Source organism: Algoriphagus aquaeductus (assembly GCF_003253485.1).
In the GTDB taxonomy this organism is placed as follows: Bacteria; Bacteroidota; Bacteroidia; order Cytophagales; family Cyclobacteriaceae; genus Algoriphagus; species Algoriphagus aquaeductus.
In genome coordinates this window covers 54,364-73,915 of sequence record NZ_QKTX01000010.1, presented here as the reverse complement: position 1 = coordinate 73,915, position 19,552 = coordinate 54,364, and the positions used below count along the sequence as shown (strand labels likewise).

The window sequence follows — 19,552 nt, the reverse complement described above, 5'->3', positions numbered from 1 at the left end:
CCACTTCGCTCGGTGTCCAAGCGTTTTCATTTAGATGGAGGGTAGGAAAATGCGGCTCCGCCGCATTTTCCTACCCTCCATCTTTCAAGTTTCAAGCGCGGTGGCCGAGCGAAGTCGAAGCCTTTTTGAATTGCTGGCAAAGAAGCAGATAATCATAGAAGAAAATTGAGGAAGTCATAAAAAATCAGATTCTTAATTCCCTTAATTTCTTAATGGTTAAAAATCTGATGCAAAGTGGTCAAAAACGAAAATACTTTCCATCGTTAAACCCTAGAGTCAACCCAATGGAATTGCCTATTTTTGCCCCAATGAACGAAACCATCTTATCCCTTTGTCCCGGACCCTGGAGTGATTACGAACTGATCGATACCGGGGGATTTGAAAAACTGGAGCGCTTCGGCAAGTTTATCCTCAGCCGACCTGAGCCTCAAGCCATCTGGGACAAAAGCCTTCCCGATTCAGAGTGGCGAAAACTCGCCCATGCGCACTTCGCCAAGGAAAAAAACAATCCCGAAAAAGGGCAATGGCAACAGCTCAAGTCCATGCCGCACAACTGGCAGATCGGCTATGAAAATGCCGAGGGATTGAATATGACCCTCAATTTGGCTCAAACTTCCTTCAAACACATCGGACTTTTCCCCGAGCAGGCAGTCAATTGGGATTATTTGTATCGAAAACTGAAAGCATATCCCGGTACTACACCCAAGGTTCTGAACCTTTTTGGCTACACCGGGGCAGCAAGTATTGCCGCCCGAGCGGCCGGAGCGGAAGTTTCTCACTTAGACTCCGTTAAACAAGTAGTGACTTGGACCAAGCATAACATGGAATCATCCCATCTGGACGGCATTCGTTGGATTGTGGATGATGCGATGAAGTTTATTAAGCGGGAAGCCCGAAGGGGAAATAGTTACCAAGCGATCATTCTCGATCCTCCAGCCTACGGACGTGGTCCTGAAGGAGAAAAATGGATCCTCGAAGAGCAAATCAATGACATGCTCAAAACCTGCAAGGAAATCCTCGACCCAAAAAATCACCTCCTATTGCTCAACATGTATTCGCTGAGCTTCTCCTCCATCATCGCGGCCAACCTGATCCAATCCAATTTTGGATCGGTGAAAAATGCCGAGCATGGAGAATTGTATCTTCAGGAAAAACAGGGCAAAAAGCTGCCTTTGGGCATTTTCTTCCGTTTTTCCAGTTTTTGACCGAGAGTTAAATAAATGAATAACCGACAGCTTTTTCTGGCTCATTTGGCTCAAACCACGGATTTTCCCTTGATGATCGAGGTGGAAAAGGCCGAAGGAATCTACCTTTTTGGCCCAAATGGAGAAAAGTATATCGATCTGATTTCCGGGATCGGCGTGAGTAACGTTGGGCATCGCCATCCAAAAGTTTTGAATGCGATTCAGAACCAGCTTGACAAATACCTCCACCTGATGGTGTATGGGGAATATGTACAGACTCCTCAGACCCTTTTGGCCAAGGCACTCACCGATACCCTCCCCTCCCAATTGGACAATGTCTATCTGGTCAATAGCGGTTCGGAAGCTGTCGAAGGCGCCCTCAAGCTGGCCAAGCGATACACCAACCGACGTGAACTAATCTCCTGTGTGAATGCCTATCACGGCAGCAGCCACGGTTCGCTGAGTGTTGGAGGAAATGAGATTTTCAAAAGAGCTTACCGACCCTTGCTTCCCGGAATTTCCCATATTTTCTATGGAAGCTTTTCTGACTTAGAAAGAATCACCGATCAAACCGCGGCAGTCATCATCGAAACCATTCAGGGAGAAGCCGGAATCCGAGTGGCGTGCCGGGAATATTTTCAGGCCTTGCGAAAAAAATGTGACGAAACAGGAACGCTCTTGATCCTGGACGAGATTCAGGCGGGATTTGGGCGAACCGGGAAAATGTGGGCTTTTGAGCATTTTGAAATCGTACCCGACATCCTGGTCTGTGCCAAAGGAATGGGCGGAGGAATGCCCATCGGGGCATTTATCGCCAATCGGGAAGTGATGGGAGCGTTTAAAAACAATCCGCTTTTGGGTCACATCACAACCTTTGGAGGCCATCCAGTTTCGGCAGCCGCTTCTTCGGCTACGGTTCAGGTTTTGCAAGAAGAAAACCTTATTTCACAAGTTGAAACCAAAGCCGACCTATTTAAATCTCTCTTGGTTCACCCCAAAATCAAAGCAATCCGAAACAAAGGACTGATGATGGCGGTGGAGTTTGAGTCGTTTGAGGTCTTGAAAAAAATCATCGATCGGGCGATTGAATTGGGTGTGATTACTGACTGGTTTTTGTTTTGCGACGACTCGATGCGGATTGCACCGCCTTTGGTGATCACCGAAGAGGAAATCAGAGAAGCCTGCGCAGTCATTCTCCAAGCTATCGAAGAATCCTTATAATTGACACATGGGAGAAAAAAAGTGTCCAAACTGCGGAAAATGGTCTAAATGGACCCAGGATCTCCAGGATGTTTGCGAGCATTGCGGAAATGAACTCAGTCTCAAAGAAAAGGAAAACATCAAAAGGATGGAATCTCACATTCAGGATAGAGAGGAAAACTGGATGTTTTACATCAAAGCCTCGGATCCTAGCTGGCTGGTATATTTAAAAAAGACCGGCAATTTTTTCTACACCATCTTTATGGCAATCATCAGTTTTATCCTGTGGCTCGTGGCGGCTTTTCCGGGATGAGCATCTTTAAAAAACGGAACCCTCCAAGGGTTCTAAAACCCTTGGAGGGTTGATTTCCCTGCATGAGCGTATTCAAAAACCCATATTTCTTCATCCCGGTACTCCTATTTGCTGGGAATCAAGTGCTAGAAAAAGGCTTTGGAATCTTTGTTCCCTTTGTTCATGCCTACTTGGATGATCTTTTAGCTATGCCGGTCATTCTTGGCATAACTCTGCAGATTTACCGTTGGATTCATCCGCTGAAAGAAAATTTCCTATTCAAAAAGGAGCACATTTTCGTGGCCTTTCTGTATGTTTCTGTAGTATTCGAAGGCTTTCTACCCTGGTACTCAGATCAATACATTCGAGATTTTTGGGACATTTTATGTTATGGCTTAGGCGCCATCATTTTTTATTTCAAAATCAACAGATGAGAATGAAAAACCCGTACTTCTCGATCTGAAATTGATTTTCCCTTTTCCAAAAACCTTCTTTTCCCAAATCCTAGGATTCGCTTAACTTTCCGAAAATTGAACCCAAATGAAAAAACTGGCGAGTATTCTTGGCGCACTTCTTTTGATCCTGGTATTGGGAGTCCTTGGATTTATCCTTTGGCAAACTCCCAGCTACAAAGGCGAGCTCCAGCTCAGTGGCTTGGGAAATGAAGTGGAAGTCTATTTTGACAAGTTTGGAGTACCCCATATCTACGCTCAAAGCGAAGCGGATGCCTATCAAGCCTTGGGCTACATCCACGCCAAAGAACGACTGTTTCAGCTGGAAATGATGCGTCGTGTTGGTTCAGGGACTTTGGCTGAGTTTCTCGGACCAGACCTTCTGGAGATCGATCAGTTTTTTCATACGTTGGGAATTCCCAAACACGCCAAAGAAAGTAACGCTGCCTTTTTGGCTCAAGGCGATACCCCTTGGAAAAGAGCTGCGGACGCCTATGTAACCGGAGTGAATCAGTTTATCGAGAATGGCCAATTGCCTGTCGAATACCTTCTTCTGGGAGAAAAACCAAGGCCCTACACCCTTGAAGACATGCATTCCATCATCGGCTACATGTCATTCACCTTTGCCATGGGATTGAAAACCGATCCTTTGGTCACCAAAATGGCCCGCGAACTGGGTCCGGATTACTTGGCTTCCCTTTCGGTTCAGACCCTTCCGGAGCACCATTTCATCCCCAATCATTATCCTGATTCTCTGAAAACGGAAAACCTTCTGGTGACTTCCGAGCTGACAGCTCTTTTGGAAAAACTTCCTGTTCCCCTTTTGGAGGGTTCCAATGCCTGGGTGATCTCCGGAAGCCGTACCAAATCGGGTCAGGTACTTTTCAATAACGATACACACATTGGCTTTGCCTCTCCTTCGGTTTGGTTTGAGGCACATGTGGAGTATCCGGGTTTCAGCTTTTATGGAAATCATCTCGCAGGAGTTCCTTTTGGACTCGTGGGACATAGCCGTCATCACAGCGTGGGCTTGACCATGTTTGAAAACGATGATCAGGACTTTTTCGAAGAAAAACTCAATCCCTCCAATCCCAATGAAATTCTCATCGGTGAACAAGCTTTCCCGATTACTTCCAGAAAGGAAACCATCCACGTGAAAGGAAAAGATCCGGTGGAATTTGAAGTCAGGGAAACCGTACACGGTCCGATTATGAATCCGGTCGTGAAGGAAATCGCTGCTTTGACTCAAAATCCAGTTTCCTCCTGGTGGGTGTACATCCTCGAACCCACCAAAGCACTGGAAGCTTTATACCAGATCAATCATGCGGAAACCATGCAGCAGGTAGCGGATGCGGCAGCATTGATTCACGCACCCGGATTGAATATCATGTATGGGGACAAAGCCGGAAATATCGCCTGGTGGGCAGCTGCCAAGCTTCCAATCCGTGCCGAAAAAGTGCATTCCAAGATCTTTGCAGACGGTTCGGATCTAGAATCACAGCCAAAAAGTTGGTATCCCTTCACCGAAAATCCGCAAAGCATCAATCCTCCATCAGGTTTCGTTGCCTCAGCGAATAATCAACCGGACACAACCCGAAGTGGAATTTTCTTCCCTGGCTATTACTATCCCGGAGAGCGCTGGAACCGAATCGCCAAAACCATCACTTCTCGGGAAGATTGGGATCTGGAATCCATCCAATCCCTCCAATTGGAAACCATCAATGAGGTTTCGGTGGCAAATGCCAAGTTTATGATCTCACAGATTGATCGTCGCCAGTTTGAAGACAATGCTCAGATTTTGGATGACTTGGCAATTTGGGAGGGAAATCATGCCTTGAAACTTTCTGCTCCGACACTTTATTACAAATGGCTTTATCACACGCTCCGATTAGCCATGGAAGATGAGTTGGGAAAGGAGGGCTTCGAAGCTTATCTCCAAACCTTTATGATGATCCGAAGCACAAGGCATTTTCTCACCCATGAAGAAAACAGATGGTGGGACAATCGAGCTACAGATGTATTGGAATCCAGAGCTGAAATCATTTCAGAAGCCTTGAAAATCAGTTTAGAGGAATTGAGCAAGCAGTTTGGAGACAGTTCCAGAGACTGGGATTGGGAAAAAGCCGTGACCATCGAGCATCCTCACCCACTTGGCGCACAGAAGCCTTTGGATAAAATCTTTAACGTGAAAACAGACGCTGTGGAGGCCAACGAAGAAGCAGTTAATAAACTGGCTTTCAAGCTCAATGGAGAAGGAATCTACAAAGTCATCTCAGGACCGGCCATGCGGATTATCATGGACTTTGCCGATGTGGAAGGTTCCGTATCCGTACTTCCTACGGGCAACAGCGGCAACCGATTCAGCAAGCATTACGCAGATCAAAAAGAGCTCTACGCCAAAGGCAAATACCGCCCTCAACTGATGAACGAGGAAACCATTAAGGAGAAGTCCGAAAACAAAATGGTGCTCAAGCCAGGCAACTAAAACGGATTAGTTGAAGTTATCAGAACAAAGCAAAGATCCCGAGAGCGCAGCGAATCGGGATTGAGTTAATCAGTTATAAAGATGTAGAAATGGGAATAGTTGATCGAAATAAAGGAAAAAAGGAACCGAAAGTGTATCCGGTTCAGAAGGACGAGACGGAGTGGCAGGAGATTTTAGATCCTCATTCTTATCATGTATTGCGGGAGAAAGGAACAGAACGACCCTTCACCGGGCAATACTATTTAAACAAAGACACCGGAATCTACGAATGTCGTGCCTGTGGAAATGAGATTTTCCACTCATCCAAAAAGTATGACAGCGGTTGCGGTTGGCCCAGCTTTACCGAACCTATTCGTCCCGATGCCATCGAGGTGCAGATGGATTACAGCCATTTCATGATCCGCGAAGAAATCCTCTGCGCCAACTGTGGCGGGCACTTGGGGCACCGCTTTCCCGATGGTCCAAAAGATCAGGGAGGCATACGCTATTGCATCAATTCGGTGAGTATGGATTTTAAGAAGGAAGGTTGAATTAATTTGAAATCCCCCTGCCCCCTTAAGAAGGGGGAGTCGGCCTGATTTAAAGAATAAAACCTCTTTTAAATAGTAAACTTGATTTGCAAACTGAACAAATTCCCCCTTGCTAAGGGGGGTAGGGGGATTTAACGAAAGTCAGCCTATATCAGGATTAAAACTCTGATTTGTAATCCATTATTGGGAGTAGTCAAAAAAAACAATTCCCATTGTTGGCGATATGAGTGCCCGCCCAAATATTAAAGTCACATCCGCCTTTTTCTTCAAACAAAAAACACTCTCTCCATTTGGATGTTTCTATTCCAAGTCTATCTTTGCCAACGAAAATGGAAAACACCAATAGAAATATTGAATTTTTAGCAACTGCACAGCATGCGCACATGTTGCATCATTTCCATCATTCCTCTTGAGAGGAAGACTTTTACACACCCACCCGGTGATGCTGATGACAGGGATTCGGCCATTCACCAAAATTTAATCCAATCCAAAACTTTCCTAGCGTAACTTGTCCCCATGGAACAGATTATCCGCATTGCCGTCCAGAAAAGCGGCAGACTATCCGATGACTCACTCAGTTTGATTAAAGAGTGCGGCATCAAATTTTACAACGGAACGGGCAAACTCAAGTCCACTTCTACCAATTTCCCGGTTGAATTCCTTTTTCTTCGCGATGACGATATCCCAGGCTATGTAGCCGATGGCGTGGCTGATTTGGGAATAGTAGGCGAAAACGAACTGGTCGAAAAAGACAAAGAGGTCCTCACACTCAAGAAACTGGGCTTTTCCAAATGCCGACTTTCCTTAGCCATTCCAAAAGGCCAAGAATATCCAGGAGTACAGTATTTTCAGGGAAAAAGCATCGCCACCTCCTACCCTAAAATCCTTGGTGACTTCCTTCAGTCAAAAAAAATCCAAGCAGAAATCCATGAAATCAGCGGTTCGGTCGAAATCGCTCCGAGCATCGGTTTGGCTGAAGGCATCTTTGATATCGTGAGTTCAGGCTCAACCCTGATGATGAACGGCCTCAAAGAAGTCGAAGAAGTCTTCAAATCCGAAGCGGTTTTGATCGGAAACAAGAACCTGGCCGACTGGAAAAAAGCCATTTTGGACAAACTCCTCTTCCGCATCAATGCCGTCCAAACGGGCAAAAGCAATAAGTACGTGCTGATGAACGTGCCCAACAAATCTATCCCAAGAATCATCGAATTGATTCCCGGAATGCGCAGTCCGACGATTCTTCCTTTGGCACAGGAAGGCTGGTCATCTGTTCACTCCGTCCTTAGCGAAGATCAATTCTGGGAAAACATCGAGGAACTCCGCGCCGCCGGTGCAGAGGGAATCCTAGTCGTCCCTATCGAAAAAATGGTGTTGTGAAAGGTTAAGTTACACCACTGAAAAATAGAAAACCCGGGTCTTTTATTGAATAAAATAATCAGGATTGAAGATCAGTAAAGTCTCAAGATTGGGATTCTTCGGTCATCGGTCTTCGGTCATCGGACAATAAAAATCGATTAGAAAATCAATCTACCTGATTAACGTACCTCCCAAAAAAAATACAAGAACATGAAACTCCTGGTCAATCCAAGTCCTGAAAAGTGGAAAAAGCAACTGGCTCGCCCGGTGCAGAAAACCAAGGAAATCAATAAAATCGTCAAGCCGATCTTCGAAAAGGTTGAGAAAAACGGGGACAAAGCCCTGAAAAAATTCGCCCAAGAATACGATCATGTAAGCTTGGATAGTCTTTTGGCGACCGCAGAGGAAATCAAAGCTGCCAAAGACCAAATCAGCAAAGAACTCAAAGAGGCGATCAAAACCGCCAAAGCCAATATCGAGCGATTCCATGCGGCACAAGCTTCGCCTGAACTGATCGAAGAAGTAATGCCCGGTGTAGTTTGCCGAAGAAAAAGCGTTCCGATCCAGCGAGTTGGGCTTTATATTCCCGGAGGTACCGCGCCACTTTTCAGCACCGTATTGATGCTCGGAGTTCCGGCAAAAATTGCTGGTTGCACTGAAATTGTCCTTTGCTCACCTCCCAATCGGGAAGGAAAAATCCACCCGGCAATTCTATATACAGCCGACTTGGTGGGAATCACCAAAATCGTCAAGGTTGGAGGTGCACAAGCCGTGGCGGCTTTGACCTTTGGAACTGAAAGTGTGCCTCAGGTGGACAAGATTTTCGGCCCGGGAAACCAATACGTGACCGCAGCCAAGCAGTTTGCCACCAAATACGGCGTGGCGATCGATATGCCAGCCGGTCCTTCAGAGGTCTTGGTGTATGCAGATGAAACTGCGGTTCCGGCATTCGTTGCGTCAGATTTGCTTTCTCAGGCCGAGCACGGCGTGGATTCTCAGGTCGTTTTGGTGACTCCTTCGGACAAGTTTGCCAAAAAGGTCTTGAAAGAAATCGACGTGCAATTGGAAGACTTATCCCGTAAGGACATTGCTTTCAAAGCCCTTCAAAACTCTACCGCTGTGGTGATGGAGGATCAAAAAACCGCTTTGGAACTCATCAACGACTACGCTCCGGAGCACTTGATCATTGCAGTAGAAAATGAAGAAGAAGCTGTGGAAGCGATTTACAATGCAGGTTCGGTATTCATCGGAAACTTCACTCCTGAATCAGCCGGTGACTATGCTTCAGGAACTAACCACACCCTGCCGACTTACGGCTATGCCCGCAATTACAGTGGCGTGTCATTGGATAGCTTTTTGAAGAAAATGACTTACCAAAAAATCACTCCCGAAGGACTCAAAACCCTTGGGCCAGTGGTGGAAGTCATGGCTGCCAACGAGCAACTGGACGCGCACAAAAACGCCGTCACCATTCGTCTCAACTACCTGAAAGAGAAAATGAAATGCCCATGAGAAAATGTCTCACACAGGGGAATGATTATCCAGGGCATTCCATCTGACCGTTAAAAATCAAATTATAAACAGATGAAATGAGCTTTGACTTAAATTCGCTTTTGCGACCACATATCGCAAAACTTCAACCTTATACTTCAGCTAGAGACGAGTACACCGGTAAGGAAGGGGTATTTTTGGATGCCAATGAAAACCCGTTCGGTTCGATTACCGAGCAGGATTTCAACCGCTATCCTGACCCTTATCAAAGTGCGCTGAAGGAAGAAATTGCCCAGATCAAGGGAGTTAGACCCAGTCAGATTTTCTTGGGCAATGGTTCGGACGAAGCCATCGATTTGCTTTACCGCGCCTTTTGCAATCCGGGAAAGGATAACGTGATACTTCTCCCTCCCACCTACGGGATGTATGAAGTGAGCGCCAATATCAATGATGTCGAAATCCGTAAAGTCGCTTTGACTCCGGATTTCCAACTTCAGCCTGATCAAATCCTCGCTGCTGCAGACGCCAACTCCAAAATCCTCTTCATCTGCTCTCCGAATAACCCTTCGGCCAATAAGGCCAAGCGGGAAGACATTCTCTTCCTTTTGGAAAATTTCAAAGGGCTGGTTGTCGTAGATGAAGCCTACATCGATTTCAGCGACGAACCAAGCTTTACCAATGAACTGGATCGATTTCCCAACTTGCTGGTCATGCAGACCTTTTCTAAGGCTTGGGGCTTGGCTTCCCTCCGACTTGGGATGGCTTTTGCCAGTGAGGAACTGATTCGGATCTTGAACAAGATCAAGCCTCCTTACAATATTTCCGGCTTGACTCAGGAAACCGTTTTGGCAGCGATCAAGGACAAAGCAAAAGTGGACCGGATGATTCAGGACATTTTAGCTGAACGGGAATTTCTGAAAGGTGAATTGGAAAAATTGCCATTTGTCCAAAGGATTCATCCCTCCCACGCCAACTTCCTGTTGGTTCAAATACCAAATGCCAATCAGGTATATGACGATTTGATTGAGGAAAAGGTAATTGTCAGAAACCGCGCAAAGGTGCTGCTTTGTGCAGATTGTCTGAGAATCACGGTGGGAACGAGGGAGGAAAATGAAGCGCTGTTGAAGGCGTTGAGGAAGGTGTGTTCGTAAATTGGAAGATTGAAAAATTGAAAGATTGGAAAATTGAAATCCTACCTATTTTGAAAATCATAAATCGAGCAAAAAAGGCCAAAATCTATACTTCAGCTCGTAAATCGTAATTCTTAAATCGTAAATGAAAAAAGTTCTCTTCATAGATCGCGACGGCACGATCATCAAAGAACCGCCGACAGACTTTCAGGTAGACAGTCTGGAAAAACTGGAATTTCTTCCCAAAGCCATCTCCAACCTTCGCAAAATTGCTGAGGAAACGGACTACGAATTGGTCATGGTCACCAATCAGGACGGCTTGGGTACGGATTCCTTTCCTGAGAAGGACTTTTGGCCGGCACAATACAAAATGCTGAAAACCCTCGAGCAGGAAAATGTCTTTTTCAAGGCCATTCACGTGGACAAGACATTTGAGCACGAAAATGCGCCTACCCGAAAGCCAAGAACCGGACTGCTGACCCAATATTTCTCCGAAGATTACGATTTGGCCAATTCCTATGTGATCGGAGATCGGTTTACCGACGTACAATTGGCGAAAAATCTGGGATCTAAGGCCATTTTCATCGGAGACCCCAATCCTGATGCAGCCTTGTCTACCAAAGATTGGGACGAGATTTACAATTTCCTCAAAATGCCTCACCGACAGGCCGAAGTGAAGCGAACCACTTCCGAAACGGACATTTACATCAAATTGAATCTGGACGGTAGCGGAAAATGCGACATTTCCACTGGCTTGCATTTCTTTGACCACATGCTGGAGCAATTGGGCAAGCATGGCAGCACCGATCTGGAAATCAAGGTAAAAGGCGACCTCCACATCGATGAGCATCACACGATTGAAGATACCGCTTTGGCTTTAGGCGAAGCTTATTTGAAGGCCTTGGGAGACAAAAAGGGCATTTACCGCTACGGCTTTATGCTACCCATGGACGATGCCTTGGCACAGGTGGCGATTGATTTCGGAGGAAGACCATGGATCGTTTGGGATGCTAAATACATACGTGAAAAAGTCGGAGACATGCCTACGGAGCTATTTTACCATTTCTTCAAGTCCTTCTCCGACACCGCCAAGTGCAATCTCAACATCAAAGTAGAAGGAGATAACGAGCACCACAAGATTGAGGCGACCTTCAAAGGCCTAGCTCGAGCAATCAAGATGGCTGTGATGCGGGATCCGCGAAATATCAATCAACTCCCTAGTACCAAAGGAGTTCTTTAAACAAAAAAAATGCTGCTTGATCGCAGCATTTTTTTTGAAATAATTTTTCAATGCTATTCTTTATCAAATTTTATTTTTGTTTATTTCGTTATGAAACGATTCAATCATACACTTACGGTTATTTCATCTATTTTTCTGATATTTTCTTGCTCCGCAGACCCAGCAGAAATTGAGGCGCTATATGAGTCAGAAAAGTATGAAGAAGCAATCTCAGCCATCAATCGAAGACAATTTTTTCATATAGGCGAAATCAAAATGCTTCATATCCGGGCACGGTGCTTTGAAGAACTTGGAGACACCGAATCAGCGATCAAGGACTATGAAAAAATTCTAATCCTAGATGAAAACTACGCTCAAGCTCATGCGGGAATAGGTAAAATCCTTTTTGAAAAAGAATACTACAGACAAGCAGAACTTCCTATTCTTAGAGCTGCCAATCTAGATCCGGAGAATTTTGAAATCATCTATTTGGCTGGAAGATCTCAGTTGATGATCAAAAACTGGAAAAGAGCGGAGGAGTTTTTAAAAGTTGCCCAAAAAATGGATCCCGATTTTGCAGGTACTTATTATTATACCGGCATGGCTAGAGCAAGCCTTGGAGACATATACGGTGCAGCTGCTTCCTTTAATATCTACCTCCAAAAAGAACCTGACAATTTGGTGGCTCGCTACAATCGTGGTTTCGCCATGATGAAAATCGGTTACCTTCCTTGGGCATTGGAGGATTTTGAATTTGTCTTGAAAAACAATCCTGATCACTACGAAGCCTTGGGTAAAAAGGGCATCTGCCTGGCAAAAATGGGAAATCCGGAAGGCTGTCAGTTGATTCAGGAAGCTGCCAAAAAGGGAAGCGATTATGCGAAGAATAAGATGGAAGAAGTATGTTCGTGATTTGAGAAATTCCTTAAAAACAACTGTGAGTGCATGTCTTGAATGGGCACTCACAGTGGATAAATCTAAACATCAGAGCATCAACCTCCTCTTCAACGCCTCCCGATAATTAGGAATGGCCTGATCCGAAAGCCCCAAAAACAAGTACGGTTCGATCAATTCTAACTCCATCAGGTGAAATACCCCGTCAATCTGGACTCCGTCTACCCTTCCGTACAGCGTTCCTTTTCCAAACGCATCGATCAGTTTTTGGCAAGATTCCAACAGGTGGGCCTCTGGATGAATTTCTTGGATAGTACCCCCAAAATAATGCTGAACCCTGAAATCTGATTTTGCAGGAGTCTTCAACACCGCATGTGAAAATTGTTGGTTGAAGAATATCAGGGAATACTCCCCAACTTCAGCGACTTCGGGAACGAAGGGCTGGGCGAGAAAATCTTCCTCCTTCACGAGTTGAGCTACTTTTTCTTCATAATCGGCCCATTCCTTTACAGGAATTTTCAAGGTGTTTTTTGCTCCACCGCTGACCAATGGTTTTATCACTAGGGTATCCGACTTTACCTTTTCCTGGATTTCAGCCAAACTTGGTTTGTTGCCTTTTTTCAGGATCATTCCGGCAATCGTCGGGAATCCTTTGGCCTCTATTTCGAGAAGATATTCCTTACTGGAGTTCCACCGGATGGTTTTTAGATCATTCAATACCGGAATTCCTAAAGCCTCAATTTTATCTATCCAAATCAAAAACTCAGCATAGTAATCAAAATAATCCCAAGGCGATTTGACTAGAAGATGTGAAAACTGGCTCCAATCCACTTGGGGGTCTGACCAAGCCTGTATTTCGTGGGATATTCCCAACTCGGTCAGGATTTCCGACAAAAGTTTATCCTCATCGATTGTATTGGTATCATAAGCTCCCGTGGAGAAGTAACTGACTATGGCAATGTGCTGTGGCATGGGTATTAAATTTTGCGCAAAACTAGGACTTAAGCTTTTTTCACTCCCACCATTCTTCAAAAATCCCTCTGAAATCTTACTTTTGAACATTGAAAGCACTATGACCCATCGCAAACTCGTCATCATCCCCACCTACAATGAGCTGGAAAATATCAGCGACATGGTCCACATGGTGATGAATCTGGAAGGCAACTTCCAACTATTAATTATTGATGACGGGTCTCCCGACGGTACCGCAGCCGTAGTCAAATCTCTCCAAACCGAATTTTCTGATCGATTGCACCTGCTGGAAAGGCAAGGAAAATTGGGCCTTGGTACCGCATATATTGCTGGATTTAAGTGGGCTCTGGACCGGGACTATGACTTTATTTTTGAGATGGATTGCGATTTTTCGCATGATCCTAAAGATCTAATCCGTCTATACAATTCGGTCAAAGACAGAACTTACGATCTCGCCATTGGATCCCGATACATCACCGGTGTGAATGTGGTCAACTGGCCGATCGGAAGAGTATTGATGTCTTATTTTGCCAGTGTCTATGTGAAATTTATTACCGGATTGCCTGTAAAGGACGCCACTGCAGGATTCAAATGCTATCACCGGAGTGTATTGGAAGGCATCCGATTGGATGAAATCAAATTTATCGGCTATGCTTTCCAAATTGAGATGAAGTTCACGGCTTGGAAGTTGGGATTCAAACTGATTGAGGTGCCGATTATTTTTACTGACCGAACCCGCGGTCAATCCAAGATGAGCCCAAAAATCTTCAAAGAGGCTGTTTTGGGAGTGATATGGATGAAAATAAAAAGTGTTTTTTCACCCTATCGACTCAATCAAAGCGGATCGATTTGATCGGATCGACTTTGGATATCACCAATACGGGAATCCAAAGAACCAAAGCCGTCAAGATGGAAATCCCCAGATTGAGCAGAATAAAAACCGGCCAGTTCCAATCAATCGGCACATAGGCCATGTAATAACTGATCGGATCAAGCGGAACGATCCGAAATTGATCCTGAAGAAATCCAATCCCGAGTCCAAAGGCATTACCGATCAGTAGCCCCCTTCCAAGAATTTTCACTCCATTCCAAAAGAAAATTCTCCGGATCTGTGAATCCCTTGCCCCTAAGGCTTTCAACAATCCGATCATTTGGGTTCGCTCCATGATCAGGATAAAGAGAATGGCCCCCATATTGAATATAGCCACAAAACCAATGAGCGAAATAAAGACAATTACATTGGTATCCAAAAGCCTTAACCAGTCAAAAATCTCCAGAAACTTTTCGCGACTGTCAATCAGGCGGAGGTCAAAATCAAGCGTTTGGTCAATTCGATCGAAATAGTCGTCCGAGTTTTCCGGTCGATCAACAAAAACCTCCACCCCCCCTATCTGATCTCTGCTCCAGCCGTTAAGATTGCGGATCGTTTGCAATTCTCCGATTACAATCTTTTCATCAAAATTCTCCAAATAGGTCTCAAAAATCCCGACCACTTCCACTCTTCGAAATCGGGGAGGCTCCTGTACAAAGTACATGGTCACTTTATCCCCCACATTGAGCAAAAGTTTGTTGGCAATCAGGCGGCTGAGCATTACCTCATTGCTGACTCCTGAATCCGGAACATGAATCATCCGTCCTTCCACCAAGTATTTGGCAAATTCAAGGGAATCAAAATCTTGACCAATCCCCTTCATCAGTACGCCCTCCACCTCTTCATCACCTTTGAGTAGGGCCGCCTTGTGCGCAAAAGATTGCACTTTGGTGATGAAAGGAAGTTTGGAGTAGTTTTTGTAAAAATCAGAATTCAGGGAAAAAGGAAGTTCCTCGAAGGCATTGCTCATCTGGAACTTTTGGACCTGAAAGTGTCCTGTAAACCCGTAAACCCGATTTGAAACGGTCTTTTGAAATCCTCCCAAGACCATAATCGCCAAAATCGCCACTCCCAGCCCCACTGCCAGACTCCCGACGGCAATCCGATGAATCGTACCCGAAAAACCTCCGGCTTGCTTAAAACTGATTCTTTTGGCAATGAAATAGGAAAGGTTCAAGGGACTCGGTTAAATTTGTTTATCACAACTCCCCGCAAAATAGCATGAAGCAAGCGAAAAATTCACTTCTGATCGGTTTTTTGGCCTTTTTTACTCTAGCCCTTTTTACCCAAACTACCTTTGCCCAGCAAGTACTCGTAGGAGCTGAGCAATCCCAACTTTATCTTCCGCTTCTTGAGGGTAAAAAGGTGGGGTTAGTCGGAAATCAAACCTCCATTCTTCCTCAATCCAACAACAAGCACGTGGTGGATTTCCTCTTGGAAAGTGGAGTGCAGGTGAAAAAGGTTTTTGTGCCTGAACATGGCTTCCGAGGCACGGCTGATGCCGGGGAAAAAGTAGACAACAGCGTAGATCAAAAAACAGGTCTGCCGATTATTTCCCTTTACGGAAATAACAAAAAGCCTTCAGCCGATCAGATTAAAGACTTGGATGTGGTGATTTTCGATCTCCAAGACGTAGGAACCCGCTTTTTCACCTACATCAGCACCATGCACTATGTCATGGAAGCCTGTGCCGAGCAAGGCAAAAAGGTCATCATCTTTGACCGACCCAATCCCAATGGAGACTACATCGATGGTCCGATGCTGAAGCCAGGTTTTGAGTCATTCGTGGGTATGCACAATATTCCGATCGTTCACGGATTGACCGTGGGAGAATTGGCCCAAATGATCAATGGAGAAAAATGGCTCAAAGGTGGATTGACCATGGACTTGGAAGTGATTCCGGTTGCCAATTGGACCCATACTCAAGCCTACAGCCTTCCGGTGAAGCCTTCACCAAATTTGCCGAGCGACCTGGCCATCAAGCTTTATCCAAGCACCTGCTTTTTTGAGGGCACGGTGATGTCTTTGGGACGGGGAACTTACGAGCCATTTCAAATGTACGGCTACCCGGATCCCAAATTCGGAACCTTCACCTTCACTCCTGTCAGTATCGATGGCATGTCCAAAACCCCTCCACATCAGGACAAACTTTGCTACGGAGTGGACCTTCGTGGTGAATCCTTGAATCATCACTTCACCCTCAAGTATATCTTGGATGCCTATCAGAAATCAGGAATGAAGGAGAAGTTTTTCAACAACTTCTTCAACACCCTGGCTGGTACAGATGAACTGAAAAAGCAGATTCTGGCAGGAAAAAGCGAAGCCGAAATCCGGGAAAGCTGGAAGGCTGGCCATGAGGAGTATAAAAAAAGGAGAGATAAATATTTGATTTATAATTGATTTTAAACCCGAATTTCTGAACCACCGAAATTCCCCATGAAACATCCTCAAAAAATATCCATCCGATTTTTTGACGACCGGGAAGTGCGTGCCCTTTGGGATGAAACGAATGCCAAATGGTGGTTTTCAGTGTTGGATATCATTGCGGTACTGACCAATCAGGACGATTACAGCAAAACCCGTAACTACTGGAAATACCTCAAAGCAAAGCTCAAGAAGGGAGGAAGTCAAGTGGTTAGTGATACTACCCAGTTGAAAGTACTAGCACCTGATGGAAAAAAGCGACTTTCCGATATGCTTGACTACGAAGGCATTATAGCTTTAGGAAAAACTTTCCCGGGAACAAAAGCCAATCGTTTTATCGAATGGTTCACCTACAGCGAGGAGACCATCGACGGCAAAAGCAAAACAAAAGCCTATGCTCTTTTTGGAAGTTCATTCATCAATGGCATCGAAGTAGGTACTACGAAGGTTCTGCAGCAAATCCATGCCTATCTGTTTGGAGGATTATATGATTTTGCAGGACAAATCAGGCAAAAGAATATCTCCAAAGGCGGATTTCAATTTGCCTTGGTGCAGTTTCTGGAGGCCACTTTGAAGCGAATAGATGAAATGCCCAAGAGAAAATGCTTCTCAAACAGTGGAATGACTATCCTGGGCATTCCATCTGACCATTAAAAATCAAATTATAAACAGATGAAATGCCGGAGCGTACCTTTGATGAAATCACAGACAAATATGTAGAAATGAATGTAGCCCATCCTTTCATGGAAGGCAACGGCAGAAGCGCACGCATTTGGCTGGATTTGATTTTGAAAAATCGTCTGAAAAAATGTGTAGACTGGAGTAAAATCGGAAAAACAGACTACATAAGCGCCATGGTACTAAGTCCTGTCGATTCCAGCCCATTAAAAAATCTGCTTGAAAACGCCCTGACCGATCAGATTGACAGCCGAGAGCTGTTTATGAAAGGAATTGATTACTCCTATTATTATGAGGAAATTGATTAAAAATTAGAATAAAATACACCTAATAAACACTTGATATCCAATTAATTATATATCCTAGATTTGAAAGATGTGGATTCAAATCTCAAATTTTAAATATCGAATAAAGAACACCGAATGTCGAATAACGAAGTAATAGCGGGTAGATCCCTAAGAATAGTGTACATGGGCACTCCCGAATTCGCCGTGCCTGCCCTGGAAAAACTGGTCGAAGCCGGCTGGAATGTAGTCGGAGTTATCACTGCCCCCGACAAACCTCAAGGCCGAGGACAAAAATTGGTGGGTTCTCCGGTAAAGGAAGCTGCCGAGCGACTGGGGCTTCACATCCTCCAACCGACCAATCTCAAAAACCCGGAATTCCAACAGGAATTAAGGGACTTGAAAGCTGACCTTCAAATCGTAGTGGCTTTCCGGATGCTTCCCGAATCAGTATGGAATATGCCTCCTTTGGGTACTTTTAATCTGCACGCTTCCCTCCTTCCCAATTACCGTGGTGCGGCCCCGATCAATTGGGCGATCATCAACGGGGAAACTGAAACCGGAGTGACTACCTTTTTTCTCAAACATGAGATCGATACCGGCAGCATCATTTTCCAGGAAAAAGTGGAAATCTTGCCACAAGATGATCTGGGTTCTTTGTATGAAAAACTGATGGCTATTGGTTCTGAACTTGTACTTAAAACGGTCGAAGCAATTTCCAAAAATGAAGTTCACCCACTTTCTCAAGACGAATCCAAAGCCCTCCATCACGCGCCAAAAATCTTCAAGGAAACGGGCAAAATAGACTGGAATCAGTCAGCCCAATCCATTCACAACTTAGTCCGTGGACTTTCTCCCTATCCGGCAGCTTGGACGGAGTTTCAGGACAAAACCTGCAAAATCTTCAAAACCAAAGTGCTGGGGTCAACTCTTAATGGAAAGCCGATTGGAGATTGGGAAAGCGATGGGAAAAGTTACTTGAGGTTCCAATGCGGAACAGGAAGCCTGGAAATACTTGAGCTTCAACTTGAAGGAAAAAAACGAATGAAAATCGACGAATTACTCCGGGGGCTTAAATTATAAGCCCTTTTTTTCGGGTTAACCAAAAATAAAAATCAAGTAAATCAGACACTTACGGTCAAAAAAATTAAATTTTTTACTTTTGGAATGTTTACTATCTAACTCAATTTTCACAAATTGAAGTGACTTTTAACCCTCTACTTATGAAAAAGATCCTTTTAACTTATCTCATCCTAGGTGCTATCGCGGTCAGCTTTCCTGCCCAAGCACAATTGCTTAAAAAAATCCAGAATGCTGCCCAAAGCGCTGCTCAAAGTGCTACCACCCCCAAATCGGATAATGGAGGGAACCATCCTCTGTCTGGCATGATGGGTGGGATGATGCAGCCTGCCAATACCGAATCTTCCTATGGTTTCACCGGGTACCTGATTATGGAAGTCACTTCTACGGACAAAAAAGGAAAGACAGAAGATCCTGCACAGATCAAATACTTACTGACAAAAGATGTTCAATTAATGGGAATGACCTTTGAAGATCCTAAGTCAAAAGGAAGCACCACAACCACAATAATGGACTCAAAAAACCAGGCGATGGTCATTTTGATGGAAGACAAAGGCAATAAATCAAGTATGGCCATGAAAATGGATTTCGACAAAATGCAGGGAATGGTAGATGAAGAAATCGAAAATCAAACTCATGACGATTATACACTCACCAAAACGGGAAATAAAAAGACGATTCTGGGGTATCCCTGTGAAGAATATATCGTGACTAATGAAGATGGAAAAGGAGAGTACTGGATCACCGAAAAACCCATCGAAGGCGTATCCCTTTTCTCTCCTCAATCCAATCCCATGGTGTCTAATAAGACGATGGAACGGTACCAAACCATGTTTACAAATGCACCCAAGGGCACGTTCATGGAAATGATCTTCACTGCCACTGATGGTACAGTCACCACAATGAACGTGATCGAAATTGAAACTAATCAACCTCGAAACATCCAAATGTCGGAATACCCGAATCTTATGGCTGGAGGAAGATAAAATTAAAAAGGGGGCGAAATCGTC

At 44.8% G+C, this 19,552-nt stretch carries 19 protein-coding genes; 17 read left to right on the top strand and 2 right to left on the bottom strand.

Going from position 1 to position 19,552, the window contains the following annotated elements:
- The first annotated feature begins 308 nt into the window (after positions 1-308).
- From CLV31_RS13965 to CLV31_RS13915, 11 genes are all read left to right on the top strand, one after another.
- Entirely contained in the window at positions 309-1,205 is an 897-nt protein-coding gene (locus CLV31_RS13965; protein WP_111393619.1) for a class I SAM-dependent methyltransferase, read from the top strand.
- A 15-nt stretch (positions 1,206-1,220) separates the two neighbouring features.
- Positions 1,221-2,405, top strand: a complete 1,185-nt coding sequence (locus tag CLV31_RS13960; protein ID WP_111393519.1) for an aspartate aminotransferase family protein — start codon at positions 1,221-1,223, stop codon at positions 2,403-2,405.
- 7 nt (positions 2,406-2,412) lie between these two features.
- Entirely contained in the window at positions 2,413-2,697 is a 285-nt protein-coding gene (locus tag CLV31_RS13955; RefSeq protein WP_111393518.1) for a hypothetical protein, read from the top strand.
- A gap of 62 nt (positions 2,698-2,759) precedes the next feature.
- Entirely contained in the window at positions 2,760-3,110 is a 351-nt protein-coding gene (locus CLV31_RS13950) for a magnesium citrate secondary transporter (protein ID WP_111393517.1), read from the top strand.
- A gap of 106 nt (positions 3,111-3,216) precedes the next feature.
- On the top strand, positions 3,217-5,613 hold the full coding sequence (locus tag CLV31_RS13945; RefSeq protein ID WP_111393516.1) for a penicillin acylase family protein: 2,397 nt from the start codon (positions 3,217-3,219) through the stop codon (positions 5,611-5,613).
- An 89-nt stretch (positions 5,614-5,702) separates the two neighbouring features.
- Positions 5,703-6,143, top strand: a complete 441-nt coding sequence (msrB, locus tag CLV31_RS13940; protein WP_111393515.1) for a peptide-methionine (R)-S-oxide reductase MsrB — start codon at positions 5,703-5,705, stop codon at positions 6,141-6,143.
- A 516-nt stretch (positions 6,144-6,659) separates the two neighbouring features.
- Positions 6,660-7,520, top strand: coding sequence for an ATP phosphoribosyltransferase (hisG, locus tag CLV31_RS13935; protein ID WP_111393514.1), 861 nt, complete (start codon positions 6,660-6,662; stop codon positions 7,518-7,520).
- A gap of 189 nt (positions 7,521-7,709) precedes the next feature.
- Positions 7,710-9,011, top strand: a complete 1,302-nt coding sequence (hisD, locus tag CLV31_RS13930; protein ID WP_111393513.1) for a histidinol dehydrogenase — start codon at positions 7,710-7,712, stop codon at positions 9,009-9,011.
- A 77-nt stretch (positions 9,012-9,088) separates the two neighbouring features.
- Complete coding sequence (gene hisC / locus CLV31_RS13925; RefSeq protein WP_111393512.1) at positions 9,089-10,141, top strand: histidinol-phosphate transaminase; 1,053 nt, start codon at positions 9,089-9,091, stop codon at positions 10,139-10,141.
- 124 nt (positions 10,142-10,265) lie between these two features.
- Positions 10,266-11,360 (top strand): bifunctional histidinol-phosphatase/imidazoleglycerol-phosphate dehydratase HisB, encoded by a 1,095-nt coding sequence (hisB, locus tag CLV31_RS13920; RefSeq protein WP_111393511.1) that lies wholly within the window; start codon positions 10,266-10,268, stop codon positions 11,358-11,360.
- A gap of 90 nt (positions 11,361-11,450) precedes the next feature.
- Positions 11,451-12,251, top strand: coding sequence for a tetratricopeptide repeat protein (locus tag CLV31_RS13915; protein WP_111393510.1), 801 nt, complete (start codon positions 11,451-11,453; stop codon positions 12,249-12,251).
- Between the two features lie 72 nt (positions 12,252-12,323).
- Here the strand turns inward: CLV31_RS13915 and CLV31_RS13910 are convergent, their stop codons facing one another.
- On the bottom strand, positions 12,324-13,205 hold the full coding sequence (locus tag CLV31_RS13910) for an ATP-grasp domain-containing protein (protein ID WP_111393618.1): 882 nt from the start codon (positions 13,203-13,205) through the stop codon (positions 12,324-12,326).
- A gap of 100 nt (positions 13,206-13,305) precedes the next feature.
- On the opposite strand from CLV31_RS13910, the gene CLV31_RS13905 reads away from it, so the two are divergent.
- On the top strand, positions 13,306-14,058 hold the full coding sequence (locus tag CLV31_RS13905; protein ID WP_111393509.1) for a polyprenol monophosphomannose synthase: 753 nt from the start codon (positions 13,306-13,308) through the stop codon (positions 14,056-14,058).
- Here the strand turns inward: CLV31_RS13905 and CLV31_RS13900 are convergent.
- Positions 14,036-15,253, bottom strand: coding sequence for an ABC transporter permease (locus CLV31_RS13900; protein WP_111393508.1), 1,218 nt, complete (start codon positions 15,251-15,253; stop codon positions 14,036-14,038). The genes CLV31_RS13905 and CLV31_RS13900 overlap by 23 nt on opposite strands.
- Before the next feature lie 44 nt (positions 15,254-15,297).
- On the opposite strand from CLV31_RS13900, the gene CLV31_RS13895 reads away from it, so the two are divergent.
- The 5 genes from CLV31_RS13895 to CLV31_RS13880 all read left to right on the top strand — a co-directional run bounded on the left by CLV31_RS13895 (position 15,298) and on the right by CLV31_RS13880 (position 19,528).
- Positions 15,298-16,476, top strand: coding sequence for an exo-beta-N-acetylmuramidase NamZ family protein (locus CLV31_RS13895; protein WP_111393507.1), 1,179 nt, complete (start codon positions 15,298-15,300; stop codon positions 16,474-16,476).
- Positions 16,477-16,512: 36 nt separating this feature from the next.
- Positions 16,513-17,154, top strand: coding sequence for a hypothetical protein (locus tag CLV31_RS22285; protein WP_394335962.1), 642 nt, complete (start codon positions 16,513-16,515; stop codon positions 17,152-17,154).
- Positions 17,155-17,177: 23 nt separating this feature from the next.
- Positions 17,178-17,486, top strand: a complete 309-nt coding sequence (locus CLV31_RS22280; RefSeq protein ID WP_455423325.1) for a Fic family protein — start codon at positions 17,178-17,180, stop codon at positions 17,484-17,486.
- Positions 17,487-17,600: 114 nt separating this feature from the next.
- The gene (gene fmt / locus CLV31_RS13885) at positions 17,601-18,545 is read left to right on the top strand and encodes a methionyl-tRNA formyltransferase (RefSeq protein WP_220084340.1); all 945 of its coding nucleotides are present in this window, start codon (positions 17,601-17,603) and stop codon (positions 18,543-18,545) included.
- 140 nt (positions 18,546-18,685) lie between these two features.
- Positions 18,686-19,528, top strand: a complete 843-nt coding sequence (locus CLV31_RS13880; RefSeq protein WP_111393506.1) for a DUF4412 domain-containing protein — start codon at positions 18,686-18,688, stop codon at positions 19,526-19,528.
- The last annotated feature ends 24 nt before the right edge of the window (positions 19,529-19,552 follow it).